This is a genomic window from Microbaculum mangrovi (assembly GCF_051390635.1).
Lineage (GTDB): Bacteria > Pseudomonadota > Alphaproteobacteria > Rhizobiales > Tepidamorphaceae > Microbaculum.
The window spans coordinates 244,314-257,795 of sequence record NZ_JBPODT010000005.1 but is presented as its reverse complement, the minus strand read 5'-3'; the positions used below and the strand labels follow the sequence as shown (position 1 = coordinate 257,795).

Sequence of the window (13,482 nt, the reverse complement as noted above, 5' to 3'; positions counted from 1 at the left end):
CGGGCCCAGCGATCACGGGCGTCCCGGCGACATGATGATCTCGATCCGGGGGCGAACCATCCGGTGCTGCCGGGCAGCGCACGAGGACCGCCCGGACCCTGGAACACGGTAACCCTTCGACTCGCGGGCGCTTGGAAAGACGGCTATACTTAGGGTTTGCGGCCATGGCGGGCTGGGCATGCCCGTAGCGAGTGTGCGATGCGAGCAGCCCCTGAAAGTGCGAAAATCGACGGTCTCTTCGACAAGATGGAGAGCCGGGCGAAGGCCGTGCTCTTCGCCGATGTCGTCGGGTCTGCACGCCTGTTCAAGACAGACGATGATGACGCCATTCGCTCATGGCTGTCTCTCGTCGGGCACGTGCAGGCCGAACTGCTGCCCGAGCATCGCGGCCGGCTTGTCAAGAACCTGGGAGACGGAATATTCACGGAGTTCCAAGAGGTTGCCGACGCGGTTCGCTTCGCGTTCGCGATCACCGTCGAACTCGACCATGTGAACGCTTCGCTTCCCTCCGGCCGCAAGATGCATCTGCGCGTCGGCATCGATGTCGGTGACGTGCTCACTACCCACGACAACGACCTCTACGGTCAGCACGTCAACATCGCCGCGCGCCTGATGTCCGTCGCCCGCCCGGGCGAGATCGTCGCGACCGCCGAGGTGCGCGATGCGCTGTCGAACGAACTCGACGCCGAATTCGAGGATATCGGCGAGTGCCATCTCAAGAACGTCGCCCATCCCGTGCGCGCATTCCGGGTCCATCCGATCGGAACACACCCCAGCGTTGTGCCCCTGCTCCGGTACGAGGACCTGCTTCCGACGGTCGCCGTCATTCCGTTCGCGCCGCGCAGCCGGTCGCGAGACCACTATGCGCTCGGCGAGGTGCTCGCCGAGGAACTGATCGTCGCACTGTCGCGCTCGTCCGAACTGAACGTCATTTCCCGCCTGTCGACGACAGGTTTCCGCATGCGCGAAAGTCCGCTTGCGCAGATTGGCCAGACGCTGAAGGCCGACTTCGTCATGTCCGGCACCTATAGCGGCGACCGCGATCACGTCGTTCTCGATATCGAGCTTGCCGAAGTGAAGAGCGGCCGGGTGATCTGGTCGAGCCGGATCAGCGAGAACGTGCCGGACCTGCTGAAGGACGCGGCGGCCATCTATCAGATTGCCAAGGATTGCCAGAACGCGATCCTTCGCACCGAGATGCAGCTTGCCCTGTCCAGCCCGATGCAGACGCTGGAAGCCTATTCGCTGCTGATGAGCGCCGTCGGCCTGATCCACAGGCTGTCGCGACGCCATTTCGGCTATGCCGGCGAGCTCCTGGAGGAACTGATACAGCGGTCGTCCAGCCAGCCGGCGACCGCCCTGGCCTGGAAGGCCAAGTGGCATGTTCTTTCCGTGCAGCAGGGCTGGACGGACTCGCCCGCCCGCGAGACGGCCCTGGCCCTTCAGTGTACGCAGAACGCCCTGGACTACGATCCCACGAACGTTCCCGCGCTGGTCGCCGAGGGCTTCGCCCTGACCAATCTGGCGCACCGGCTCGACGAGGCCGAGCACCGCTACGACATGGCGCTCGACTACAATCCGAACGACGCGATGGGACGGTTGCTGCGGGGCACGCTCTATGCGTTCAAGGGGCAGGGTGAGGCGGCGATGACCGACACCGAACTGGCCTTGCACCTGTCGCCGATCGACCCGCACAGGTATTTCTACCTGTCGCTTGCCGCGTCGGCCGCCGTCGCCGCGGAGAACTACGAGCGCGCGCTCGAACTTTCGAAACTGTCGCTGCGCTCGAACCGGGCCCATACGTCGACGCTGCGCGTCAAGGCGGTCGCCGAGATGCGGCTCGGCCAGGTCCGCGAAGCGAAGCAGACGGTTGCGGAGCTTCTCAGTCGACAACCCGATCTGACCGTCCATCGGTGGCTGGAGACTTCACCCAGTGCGTCATTCAAGATCGGGCGCGAGTTCGCCGAAACGCTTAAGCAGGCCGGACTGCCGCCGTAGGCAGACGCGGCAGCATCGACAGGCCGAGGGTAGAGCCAAGGGGAGGACGCCATGACTGGTCCGGAATCTGCATCGCCGGAAGGCGGATTTGGAGGCTTCGGAGGCTTCGGAGGCTTCGGGGGATTTGGTGGTTTCGGAGGCTTTGGTGGATTCGGCGGATTCGGAGGTTTTGGCGGCTTTGGCGGCTTTGGTGGTTTCGGCGGAGCGCCGGCCTTCGACTCGCCGCTCGTCGTCAATGCCCTGATCACCAATCGCGATGGCATCGCGGGAAACTGGATACCGGTCACAGCCGCCATCCAGGAAAACAAACAGGAGTACGACGCCTATCTCGGTCGGCTCTCGCCGGCCGTACGCGGCAGTCTGTTCATATTCGAACTGGCCTCGCGGCTCGGCTACACATTCGAGTCGACGGGCGACGACACCGGCGCGGCCCATGTCTGGCATCTGGAGTTGACGCAGGGCGGAACCGGGCTGGTGCCGCCCGACGCGGCATACAAACCACTCGCGACGCTGATCCGTCCAACGATGGCGATCTTCAAGGCGCAGTTGAACCTCGTCGCCAACTACGCCGACCTGCGGCCGGATCGTGCCTCGGAAGTCATCGCGCAGCTTGCTACGCCGACCGAGTTCCTGCGGTCGATCGCATACATAAATCCATCCCGAACCCCCTACACGATAGAGCTCCTGTCGGTGGCGCAGGGGCTCGCCAATCTGGTCGAGATGCGGTTCAAGTACGCGCTTGCCTGCAAGCGGCCGATCGAGTTCTCGCCGCAGATCCAGCCGATGATCCTGACGCCGACCCACGGGTCGCTGCCGAGCGGCCACGCCACGGAGTCGTTCACGCTTGCCCGCACTCTCCTGCTGCTGCTCCGGGACGCGGGCGTCGTGCCCTACGACGACACGATCTGGTCCGTCATGCTGATGCGGCAGGCCGCGCGAATAGCAATCAACCGTACCGTCGCCGGCGTGCACTTTCCCGTCGACAGCGTTGCCGGCGCGATCCTGGGGCTCACGCTCGGTGTCTATTTCGCCGGCCGGTGCACCGGTCTCGGCAATGCGCTGAAGGCATGGAGCTTCAACGGGACCGAGTATCCCGCCACCGCCGATTTCGATTGGACGCTGCTCTACAACACGGCCACCGAGACCCAGACCGGCCAGGACGACTGGGCCACCGAAACGACCTCGGCACTGGATGCCAACGATCTTCGCTCCGCGCCGCTCGCGTGGCTTTGGCACCACGCGAAGCAGGAGTGGCTCGATCTCGTGGACGAGGGGGCCTGAGGCGGGCGGATCGCTGAACGGAGGGCGTTGCCATGTTGCGCTGGCACGAAGAGAAGAAGCCCGAGGACGTCGTCAATCCGATCGCGGATTTCCGCCTGACATTGGCGACCCAGCTCAAGCCGGGCCTCAAGGACCCCTGGTGGAGCGTCCTCTTCGAACTCGAGGACACCTCGCTGGACGATCTGATCAGGGCGGTCGATGCCAGGGAGGACCTCAAGGGATCGTTGTTCGTTCCCAGCCTCTACGGAAAGGAAGACCGGGAGGCGACTCCCCGGCTCCAGTATCCGACCGTCTATGCGAAGGAGGTGCTGATCCGCGAGGCCAACGACCGCAACAACGAACTCGGCGTGAACCGGATCGTGCTGGGAACGATCGCTCCGCCGGGCGTGATCGACTTCGGGGCCGAGACCCTGGCCGCCGGCCTGCCCGAGATCGAGGTGCCGGACGGAACCGTTGTCACGGCCGTCATCGACAACGGTATCGCCTTCGCGCATGAGCTGTTTCGCACCGCGCAGCTCGACAAGTCGCGTGTTGCGGCGTGCTGGATCATGGACGCGCCGCCGGATCCCGCCCTGGCGCTCGCGGTGCCGCAGGGCCGCGCGCTGACCGGCGGGGAGATCGACGGGATGCTGGCCACCAACATGATGGCCGGCCTGCTGGACGAGGATCGGTTCTACCGGGACGCCGGATTGATCGACTATGCCGTTCCGGGCTTCAAGCCCGCCGCCCTGCGCGTCTCGCACGGAACCCATGTCATGGGGATCGCCGCGGGATATGTTCCCGGCCAGATAGACGAGACGCGGCCGATCGTGTGCGTGCAGCTGCCCACGGAGGTGACGATGGACGTCACCGGCGCGGATCTGTCGCCGCTCCTCGGGCTGGCGATCCAGTTCATCAAGAAGCAGGTCCGGCGCTTCCGATTTTCCGGCGATCCGGGCCGGCGGGTCCCGCTCGTCGTCAATTTCAGCTACGGCAATTTCGCGGGCCCCCACGACGGCACCGGCGTGGTGGAGCGCATGATCGACAGGAAGCTCCGGCCGAACGCCCCCTACGAGCGGCAGGTGACGCTGCCGGCGGGAAACGGCAATCTGGCCCGGGCCCACGCCGAGATCCGGTTTCGGAACGAAGGGGACGTGGCGGAGCTCGACTGGCGTATCCAGCCCGACGACCTGTCGGCGAGCTACGTCGAGATCTGGCTGCCGTACCGGGAAAATCCGGCGGATATGGTGGAGGTGCGCGTCACGCCGGCCGGCGGGCCGCAAAGCGATCCCGTCGTCACCTCTCCCGGCTCGGCCCATGATCTGCTGTCCGGCCAGAACAGCATCGTCGGCCGGCTCTGGTACGCCTTTCAGCCGCACCCGACGCGACGCGGTCTGGTGACCATCAGCGCCCTTCCGACCTATAGCCACGATGATCCGGCGACCGTCGCGCCGGCGGGTGTCTGGAAGATCGAGATCAAGAACCGCTCGCTGACCGAGACGGAGCCTGTCCGGGTCTGGATCCGCCGCGACGAGACGCTGCCCGGCTTCCCCCATTTCGGTCGCCAGTCGTATTTCGACAACGATTGCTATGTCCGCTTCGACGCCATCGGCGCGCCGCTGCCGACGGACCCGCCGGGGTCCGACTGCGTGGTCAGGCGCAGCGGAACGCTGAGCGGCTTCGCCTGCGGCGAACGGCCTTCCGTGCTCGCCGGATTTGTCGAAGCGACCGGCGAGCTGGCGGACTATTCCGCCGCCGGCCCGATCACGGCGGCGTTCAACGAAGTGAACCCGAACCGGACCGGACCCGATGCCGCGGCGGTGAGCGACGATACCCCGGTGTTGCGCGGCGTGCTCAGCGCCGGATCGCGCAGCGGCTCCCTCGTGGCGCTGAACGGGACGAGCGTCGCCGCGCCGCAGGCGGCGCGATGGATCGCCGGTAGGCTCGCCGCCGGTCAGAGCGGCGACCGGGTGGCGGTCAACGCGTGGGGCGCAGCCGAGGACGGCAACTTCGTGCCTCCGCCAAAACCGGCCCTTCCGCGCGTCGGTGGCGGGCGGACGCTCCGCGCCGTCCGTTTCGGACCGGACCGCAAGGCCTGACGGCATCTGATTGTCGTAGCGATCGCCTGTCTGACGGCCGCGGCCTCTTCGGTCCGCCGCGCGGCGACGGACCCGTTCCCCGCCTCGTCGTGATAACCGCAGCCTATGATCCCCAGGGATGATTTACGGCCGAAGGGCCGGCACGCATAAGTTCATAGATCGTTGATCGCTGGAGGATCCCGTGTCGGGTGCAGACGTGCCGTGCGCCGCAGAGCCGGCCTATTCGGGGACGGATGATGCGATGGCCTACGATCGTCGGGCGCGTGCTCTGTCCGACGCGTCGACGCTGACGCCCGAGGCGGTGCTGCGCTACGGCGAGGACCCGGCACAGGCGATCGAGCTCTATGTGCCGACCGGTGCTGCCCGCGGCGACGATCTGCCCGTGCTCGTGTTCCTGCATGGCGGCGCCTGGATCGCCGGCGGGTTCGACTGGCTGCGGTTCATGGCCGAGGCCGTCGTTGCGCAGCCCGCGATATTCGCCGCCGTCACCTATCGTCTGGCCCCCGATCACAAATGGCCCAGCCAGTTGGAAGACGGGATCGGCGCATTGCGGTCGATCCAGGCGCGGATCTCCGACTATGGCGGCGATCCTGATCGCATCGTGCTGGGCGGGCATTCGGCGGGCGGCCAGATCGCTGCCATGACCGTTCTGTCCCGGCAGGCAGCACCGGTCCACGCGTGCATGCCGGTCAGCGCTCCGATGGACCTGCGCTACGGCGGGGTCGCGTCCGACACCGGCAAGGGGCGGGTGTACCGCTTTCTGTTTCGCGCGGCGCAAGACGACGCCGGCGCGAGCCCGATATGCGCGCTTTCCGGCAATCGGACGCCGTTTCACCTCATGTGGGGCGAGAATGATTTCGACCATATCCGCGATTCGAACGCGCGGATGTGCGGAGCCCTGCGCGATGCCGGCCAGCCCGTCACCAGCACCATCGAGCCAGCTGCGGGGCACTTCGACACGCACTTGCGGCTGAACAGCCCCGACGACGACTGGTACCGGGCCTTTCGGGATCTTGCCGGTCGGCCCGGCAGGTCCGTCGGCGCGTGCGGATAGAGACGAAACAACGCAAGGGCAAGCCGCGGATCACGGTTGCCTTGCGCGATCCAATCGTAAAGGAGGAAGACCATGAAATCTTTGTTTGAGACCTTATCTGTTGCCGCAGCGGCCGCTTTCCTGACGGTCTGCGTGTCCGGTTCGGCCGCCGCCCAGACGGTTCTGACCGTGTCCGGGTGGACGCCCCCCAAGCATCACTTCACGCAGCTCATGCAGAACGACTGGGCCGAGATGGTCGAGCGCGAGTCTGGTGGCCTGCTGAAGATCCGCTATCTGCCTAAGGCGCCCATGGGTGCCGCCCAGACGTTCGACGGTGTGCGCGACGGCCTGGTCGACATCAGCTTCATCTCCCATGGCAACAACGCTGGTCGTTTCCGGCTGACCAAGATTGCCGAATTCCCGCTTCTCGCGAACGATGCCGAGACGCTTTCGGTGGCCTATCAGCGTGTCTTCGAGCGCAGTCTGGCCGAAGCCAACGAGCATGACGGCGTCGTGCCGCTCGCGATGTTCACGCCGGGGCCGGGCCATCTGATGTCGCCGAAGACCGCCTATCTGGACAAGGCCTCGCTGCAGGGTCAGAAGCTGCGCGCGCCCGGCGGCATGGCGTTCGAGCTCGCCACCGTCCTCGGCGCGGCTCCGGTGTCCCGTCCGGCCTCGGAGCTCTACGAGCTGCTGAACGGCGGGATCGTCGATGGTGCCTTCATGCCGGCCGACGTCTTCGGCGGCTGGCGGCTGGAGGACCTGATCCAGCACGTCGTTTCGGCTCCCGGCGGCTTCTACAACGCCAGCTTCGCCCTGGTCATGAACGAGGACAAGTACAACTCCCTCACCGATGAGGAAAAGGCGGCCCTGGCCAAGGTGACCGGCGAGACCTTCTCGCGGATCGCCGGTCGTGCATCCGACGAGGCCGATGCCCGCGGCTGGAAGATCTACGAGGAGAAGGGCGGCGAGGTGCATCAGGCCCCGGACGCGTTCGTGGAGGAAATCCGCGCCTCGATCAGCCCGCTCGAAGCGGATTGGGCAAAGTCGGTCGAAGATACCAAGATCGATGCCGCCGCCGCTCTGGCCGACCTCCGCGCCGAGATCGAGAAGATGAACGCCGAATAGGGGTTCATCGCGATGGCAGGGCGACCCAGCGTGACTTCAACGAAGCAATCCGGCCGGATCCGGCTGGTATGGCGACGTGTCGTGCAGGCACTCGAATATGCGGCGGCGCTCATCCTCGCGGGGATCATGCTGCTGACCGTGGTCGATGTCGGGGCACGGTACGCGTTCCAGCGGCCGATCGCCGCCGGCTTCGAGGTCACCGAGATGGCCATGCAGGTGATGATCTATCTCTGCATCGCGGTCGCCGTTGCCAGCAACGATCACATAAGGGTCACCCTTATCGACCCGGTCCTGAAGCGGGTGTCATGGCTCAAGCGAACGATCGACGGTGTGTCGGGCGTGGCGATCGCGATGGCACTCGCCGGGATGGGCATCGCCATGATGGGGCTGGCCGCCGGCAAGTCCGGTGAGGTGACGCTCGTGCTGGGGCTGCCGATCGCGGCCGTGGCCTGGACGATCGCCCTGACCCTGATCCTTTCGGCGGCCCTGGCGGCCTATGCCGTCGTGGCCGGCCCTACCGACGACGAGGCCGAGGATGACTGAGTTCGTCATCGGCCTCGTTGCCCTAGTCGGCTTCATCCTGATCCGGATCCCCGTCGCGCTGGCGATGGGGATCATCGGGTTTGTCGGCTACGCCCACTACATGGGCTTCTCCGTCTCCAGCAAGATGGTGGCGGGCTCGGCTTTCGAGTTGGGCAGTTACATGCTGACCGTCATTCCGCTGTTCGTGCTGATGGGCAATTTCGTTGCCTCCAGCGGGCTCGGCCGCGACCTGTTCCGTGCGGCCTATGCCTTCATCGGCAGGATGCCCGGCGGGCTGGCGATTTCGGCCATTCTCGCCTCGGGTGGATTTGCGGCGATTTCCGGGTCCAGCGTGGCATCCGCCGCCACGATGGCCAAGGTGTCCTATCCGCCGATGCGCTCGTTCGGCTATTCGGAGTCCTTCTCGCTGGCCACTATCGCCGCCGGCGGTACCCTGGGAATCCTCATTCCCCCGAGCGTCGTGCTCATCATCTACGGGATCCTGGCGGAGCAGAATATCGCCAAGCTCTTCCTGGCCGGCATCGTGCCGGGCCTTCTGGGCATGCTTCTCTATACCCTGGCGGTGGGCTTCGTCGTCGCGCGCGACCGGGATGCGGGACCGCGCGGCGAGTATGTTCCCTGGTCCGAGAAGTGGCGCGCCCTGCGCGAGGTCTGGGGCGTGATCGCCCTGTTCGTGCTGGTCATGGGTGGGCTTTACGGCGGCGTTTTCACGGCCACGGAAGGCGCCGGCATCGGGGCGTCCGGCGCGCTGCTTCTCACGTGGATCCGGGGGGCGATGACCCTGGCGGTGTTGCGGGATGCGTTCCTCGGTGCCGTGCGCACGACCGGCGCCCTGTTCCCCATCCTGCTCGGTTCGACGATCCTGGGGAACTTCATCGCCATGACCGGCGCGCCTGAAACGCTCGCCGACTGGATCGGCGACATCGACCCGCATCCGGCGATGCTCCTGTTCATCATCGTGATGCTCTATCTGTTCCTCGGCTTCTTCTTCGAGAGCTTCTCGACGCTGTTCATCACCATGCCGATCATTCTGCCTCTGGTCGATGCGGCGGGTTTCGATCTGATCTGGTTCGGCATCATCGTCGTGGTGACCATCGAGATCGGTCTCCTGACCCCGCCCTTCGGGATGAACGTTTTTGTGTTGACGTCGGTGTTCCGGAATATCGCCCCCGGCCCCGTCTTCAGGGCACTGGTTCCGTTCATCGCCGCAGACTTCATTCGTGTCGCGCTACTCGCGTTGTTTCCGGCGCTCGTCCTTTTCCTGCCGTCCCTTATGTGACGCCCTCGAACCGCGTCCAGGAGTTTCCCATGTCCGAAGTCATCCGCTCCGTTGAAACCGTGGGCGAGGCCATCCTCGAAATGCTGCAGCTTCGCGGTGTCGACACCGTGATCGGCGGCGCGCCGACCTCGATGATCGAGGCGTTCGCGAAGTACAGGTCGCAGGGAAAGCCGGCGCCGCAGGTCATTCTCACGCCGCACGAGCAGACCGCCGTGGCCATGGCGCACGGCTATTTCGCGGCAACCGGTCGGCCCCAGGCGGTCTATCTCTATTCCACGGTCGGTACCGCCAATGGCGTCGGCGGCATCATAAACGCAGCGCGCGCGCGCGTTCCCATGGTCATTCTGTCGGCCCGGTCGCCGATCGCCGAACAGAGGGGCGTCGCCGGCGCGCGCGACATCCATGTGCAGTGGTCGCAGGAAAGCTACGACCAGGCCGCGATGGTGCGCGAATACGTCAAATGGGACTACGAGATCCGCCGGCCCGACCAGGTCGCCGACGTGATCGACCGCGCGCTCGAGGTCGCCATGGCCGAGCCCCAGGGTCCGGTCTACATCTCGATCCCCCGCGACGTGCAGGCGGCCGCCATGGACGAGATCCGCGCGAGCGCGGCATCTCGGCGGATCACCGATGCGCGGCTGATGCCCGATCCGGCCCGACTCGACGAGGCGGCGGACCTGCTCGCGTCGGCCGAAAACCCCGTTATCGTGACCTCCGAGCTCGGCAAGAGCGCTGCCGGCCGCGCGGCGCTTGCCCGCCTCTGCGATGTGGGCGGGTTCGGTGTCCTGGAGGCCAGCCCGGTCTACAGCAATCTCGACCCGGAGCATCCCTGCCACCTCGGCTATATCTTCGCGTCCCAGGTCAGCCCCGATCTCGAAAAGGCGGATGTCATCTTCGTCATCGAGTCGGATGTGCCGTGGTTCACCGCCCGCGTCACCGTTCCGGACAGCGCGAAGGTCATCCAGCTCGGCATCGATCCGTTCTATCAGCGCCTGCCGATGCGCGGGTTTCCGTGCGACGTGCCCCTGATCGGGCATCCGGAGCCTGCCCTGGACGGGCTGATCGCAAGGCTGGAAAGCCGCATTCCGGCCGAACTGCGCGACGGCCGGATCGCCGCGCATCGCAGCCGGCGCGATGACCAGCAGGCACAGCTGCAGGACGCGATCGCGCGCGACGGGCAACTGTCCGAGATCACGCCGCTTTGGGCCAACCATTGCATTTCGCGGCTTCTCGACGACGACACCATCGTCGTGAACGAATATCCGATCGACCTGCGCGTCGTGCAGCCCGGCGCCGCCGGCAGCTATTTCGGCCCCTCCCATGCCGGCGGGCTCGGCTGGGGCTTCGGCGCCGCGCTCGGCGTCAAGGCCGCGCGGCCCGACAAGACGGTCATCTGCACCCTGGGTGACGGGTCATACTATTATTGCGTGCCCGCCTCCTGTCATCAGATCGCGGCGGCGGAAAACCTGCCGATGCTGATCGTCGTCTTCAACAACGGTGGCTGGAACGAGGTCCGCAAGAGCGTCGTCAGCACCCATCCGGAGGGGTGGGCTGCGAAGGCGAACGAAGTTCCCTTGACGCGCTTCGGAGTCCGGGCCGGTTTCGAGAAGATCGCCGATGCCTTCGGCGGTTATGGCGCCGTTGTCGAGGATCCGGCCGAGCTTCTTCCCGCACTCGAGGCGGCGTTGCGCGCGGTCAGGGACGAAGGCCGGCACGCCCTCGTCAACGTCGTCGTCAGCGTCTGACGCCGTGCAGGGGCAGGAGATGAGCGTGACCATCGAAGACATCCTGGCCGAGCAGCGCGCGGCCTTCCGGGCGGAGGGGTTCGCCTCTCTGGAATCCCGGCGCGATCGCCTGACGCGGCTTTCCCGCGCGGTGCTCGTCTCCGAAGCGGAGCTCGTGGAGGCTCTGCAGGCCGATTTCACCAACCGCTCGCCCTTCGCGACACGGGCCGGCGACATCCTTGGCAGCGTCGCGGCGATCGAATATCACCTCGACAACCTCGAAGGCTGGATGAAGGCGGAACGGGTACTGTTGCCGTCCGAGGTCGAGGCGCACGGCACCTTCGCCGAAGTGCACTACCAGCCGTTGGGTGTGCTCGGTGCCATCATCCCGTGGAACGGGCCCGTGCTGATGGGCTGTCTGGCCGCGATGGGCGGCCTGGCCGCCGGCAATCGCGTCATGCTGAAGATGTCGGAACTGGCGCCTGCGACGGGAGAGGCCTTCGCGCGCGCGATATCGCGCTATTTCGACCGCTCGGAACTCGCCGTGATCAACGGGGACGCCACCGTGGCGGCCACGTTCTCCAGCCAGCCCTTCGACCACCTGCTGTTCACCGGCTCGACGGCGACGGGCCGCAAGGTCATGCGCGCGGCAGCGGAGAACCTGGTTCCGGTCACGCTGGAGCTCGGCGGCAAGAGCCCCGTCATCATCGGCGAGAGCGCGGACCTGCGGACTGTCGCCGACAGACTCGTGGCGGGCAAGCTGGCCTCTGCCGGCCAGGTCTGCGTGTCGCCGGACTACGTGCTGGCGCCCGCGGGCAAGGTCGAGGCCCTGGTCGGCGAATGCCGGCGCGCGGCCGAAGAAATCTTCCCGCAGATGATGCAGAATGTCGACTACACCAGCCTGATCGACCGGCGCGCCAATGCGCGCATGACGGCGCTCCTGCACGGGGCCCTGCAAATGGGCGCGCGCCTCGATTTCATTCCTGCCGACATGACGCTCGATGACCTTCCCGCCGAAGGACGCTTTCCCTTCGTGCTGGTCACCGGTGTCAGCGACGACATGGCGGTGATGCAGGAGGAGATTTTCGGGCCCGTGCTGCCCATCGTCGGCTACGAGACCGTCGATCTGGCGCTGGCGAAGGTGGCGTCCGGCGAACACCCCCTGTCCGCCTATTATTTCGGCGAGGACGAGGCGGAGGCGGCTCGCGTCGCGGCCGCGATCCAGACCGGAAGCGTGGTCATCAACGACGTCAGATGCCAGCTCGTCTACGAGGCGCTGCCGTTCGGCGGAGTCGGCAAGAGCGGCATGGGGCGATATCGCGGCAGGGCCGGGTTCGTCACCTTCAGCAACCGCAAGACTGTCCTGCACCAGAAAGCGCCGGACGCGGCCCTGGCGCGCGGCAGGCCGCCCTATTCGCCGCAGGCCCACGAGACGATATGCCAGGCGATCGCGCTGAAGAAGGCGCAGTACGAACTGGATTGAGACCGGGCGGCCGTCTCCTGGCGTCCGCCTATGATCGCGCAAGGGGCGTCCCGTCGATCGGGCGCCCGTAGATCAGGAGGCCGGATCGCGGCCTTCAGCCTTCACCGCGGTTCGCGCAGGACATGGCCCGCCCGATAGAGCGCGGACAGAAGCTCGGACCGGTTCGCATAGCCGGTCTTGGCGAGGATCGCCTTCACGTGGTTCTTGACCGTGGGCAGGGCGATTGCCAGCAGGCGCGAGATGTCCTGGTTGGGATAGCCGGACAGCAGAAGATCGAGGACCTCGCGTTCGCGTACAGTCAGGCCCGTGAGGATCTGTCCTTCCTTGTTGTGCACGAGCGCCGTGCACCACAGGTTGGCGAACATCGGCTGCATCTTCGACAGGCGGGCCATCTCCTCGGCCGTGAATTCCCGCTCTCCGTTCAGCCGGACGTAGCGCAGGCCGGCGCGGATGCTGCCTTCGGCATCGCGCAGGAACACCTCGGCCTTGTGCTTGATGCCCAGAACCTTGCGGAAACCGTCCACATACTCCTGGCTTTCCGCATCGACGCCGAAGCCGGGAGTCGTTCCGAAGACGCTTTCGTTCAGTCGGGCGAAGTACCGCGGATGGTACGGGTCGAGCGCGACAAACTTCGAGTAGAGCCCGCCCCAGTACTCGTTCGTGGCGCTGCTTATGTGGCCGAAGGGCTGAAGGCGATCATCGACCTCGTACAATACAATACGCTCGGCCGGCACGATGAGGCGGGCCGTGTCGAGTATGTAATTCTTGGCGGAGATAATATCCATTGTCGTAGAGCTGTCTCGTGACGGCTTGTCAGACGTGCCAATGCCCGGTCCGGATCGGGAACTAAGCGAGCCGCGACAAGGCTGTCAACCGACCGGCGGTTGGTCGCTTCATGCGGCGAAGGCAAAGGCTGTCCGGATATTTCCGGCCTT

Annotated in this window: 10 protein-coding genes; 9 read left to right on the top strand and 1 reads right to left on the bottom strand. The window is 65.9% G+C overall.

The features are described 5' to 3' along the window. The first annotated feature begins 198 nt into the window (after positions 1 to 198). The 9 genes from ACSF9G_RS21915 (at position 199) to ACSF9G_RS21875 (ending at position 12,547) form a co-directional block, all read left to right on the top strand. Entirely contained in the window at positions 199 to 1,998 is a 1,800-nt protein-coding gene (locus ACSF9G_RS21915; protein WP_436644281.1) for an adenylate/guanylate cyclase domain-containing protein, read from the top strand. A gap of 51 nt (positions 1,999 to 2,049) precedes the next feature. Beyond that, entirely contained in the window at positions 2,050 to 3,279 is a 1,230-nt protein-coding gene (locus ACSF9G_RS21910; protein ID WP_436644280.1) for a phosphatase PAP2 family protein, read from the top strand. A 32-nt stretch (positions 3,280 to 3,311) separates the two neighbouring features. Further along, positions 3,312 to 5,357: a S8/S53 family peptidase gene (locus ACSF9G_RS21905; RefSeq protein ID WP_436644279.1), complete on the top strand. Its 2,046-nt coding sequence runs from the start codon at positions 3,312 to 3,314 to the stop codon at positions 5,355 to 5,357. Between the two features lie 241 nt (positions 5,358 to 5,598). After that, positions 5,599 to 6,411 (top strand): alpha/beta hydrolase, encoded by an 813-nt coding sequence (locus ACSF9G_RS21900; protein WP_436644278.1) that lies wholly within the window; start codon positions 5,599 to 5,601, stop codon positions 6,409 to 6,411. A 72-nt stretch (positions 6,412 to 6,483) separates the two neighbouring features. After that, complete coding sequence (locus ACSF9G_RS21895) at positions 6,484 to 7,518, top strand: TRAP transporter substrate-binding protein (RefSeq protein ID WP_436644277.1); 1,035 nt, start codon at positions 6,484 to 6,486, stop codon at positions 7,516 to 7,518. Between the two features lie 30 nt (positions 7,519 to 7,548). Further along, on the top strand, positions 7,549 to 8,061 hold the full coding sequence (locus ACSF9G_RS21890; protein ID WP_436644276.1) for a TRAP transporter small permease: 513 nt from the start codon (positions 7,549 to 7,551) through the stop codon (positions 8,059 to 8,061). Continuing rightward, positions 8,054 to 9,340, top strand: coding sequence for a TRAP transporter large permease (locus ACSF9G_RS21885; protein WP_436644275.1), 1,287 nt, complete (start codon positions 8,054 to 8,056; stop codon positions 9,338 to 9,340). The genes ACSF9G_RS21890 and ACSF9G_RS21885 overlap by 8 nt, the downstream gene beginning before the upstream one ends. A gap of 29 nt (positions 9,341 to 9,369) precedes the next feature. Continuing rightward, a complete protein-coding gene (locus ACSF9G_RS21880; RefSeq protein WP_436644274.1) occupies positions 9,370 to 11,085 on the top strand; it encodes a thiamine pyrophosphate-requiring protein in 1,716 nt (571 codons plus the stop codon). Positions 11,086 to 11,110: 25 nt separating this feature from the next. Further along, positions 11,111 to 12,547: an aldehyde dehydrogenase family protein gene (locus ACSF9G_RS21875; protein ID WP_436644273.1), complete on the top strand. Its 1,437-nt coding sequence runs from the start codon at positions 11,111 to 11,113 to the stop codon at positions 12,545 to 12,547. A 101-nt stretch (positions 12,548 to 12,648) separates the two neighbouring features. On the opposite strand, the gene ACSF9G_RS21870 is transcribed toward ACSF9G_RS21875, so the two are convergent. Beyond that, positions 12,649 to 13,332: a LuxR C-terminal-related transcriptional regulator gene (locus tag ACSF9G_RS21870; RefSeq protein WP_436644272.1), complete on the bottom strand. Its 684-nt coding sequence runs from the start codon at positions 13,330 to 13,332 to the stop codon at positions 12,649 to 12,651. Positions 13,333 to 13,482: the final 150 nt, after the last annotated feature.

Bases quoted from the DNA above. Each gene is read 5' to 3' on its own strand.
- ACSF9G_RS21915 (WP_436644281.1), top strand. From the start codon at position 199: ATGCGAGCAGCCCCTGAAAGTGCGAAAATCGACGGTCTCTTCGACAAG.
- ACSF9G_RS21910 (WP_436644280.1), top strand. From the start codon at position 2,050: ATGACTGGTCCGGAATCTGCATCGCCGGAAGGCGGATTTGGAGGCTTC.
- ACSF9G_RS21905 (WP_436644279.1), top strand. From the start codon at position 3,312: ATGTTGCGCTGGCACGAAGAGAAGAAGCCCGAGGACGTCGTCAATCCG.
- ACSF9G_RS21900 (WP_436644278.1), top strand. From the start codon at position 5,599: ATGGCCTACGATCGTCGGGCGCGTGCTCTGTCCGACGCGTCGACGCTG.
- ACSF9G_RS21895 (WP_436644277.1), top strand. From the start codon at position 6,484: ATGAAATCTTTGTTTGAGACCTTATCTGTTGCCGCAGCGGCCGCTTTC.
- ACSF9G_RS21885 (WP_436644275.1), top strand. From the start codon at position 8,054: ATGACTGAGTTCGTCATCGGCCTCGTTGCCCTAGTCGGCTTCATCCTG.
- ACSF9G_RS21880 (WP_436644274.1), top strand. From the start codon at position 9,370: ATGTCCGAAGTCATCCGCTCCGTTGAAACCGTGGGCGAGGCCATCCTC.
- ACSF9G_RS21870 (WP_436644272.1), bottom strand. From the start codon at position 13,332: ATGGATATTATCTCCGCCAAGAATTACATACTCGACACGGCCCGCCTC.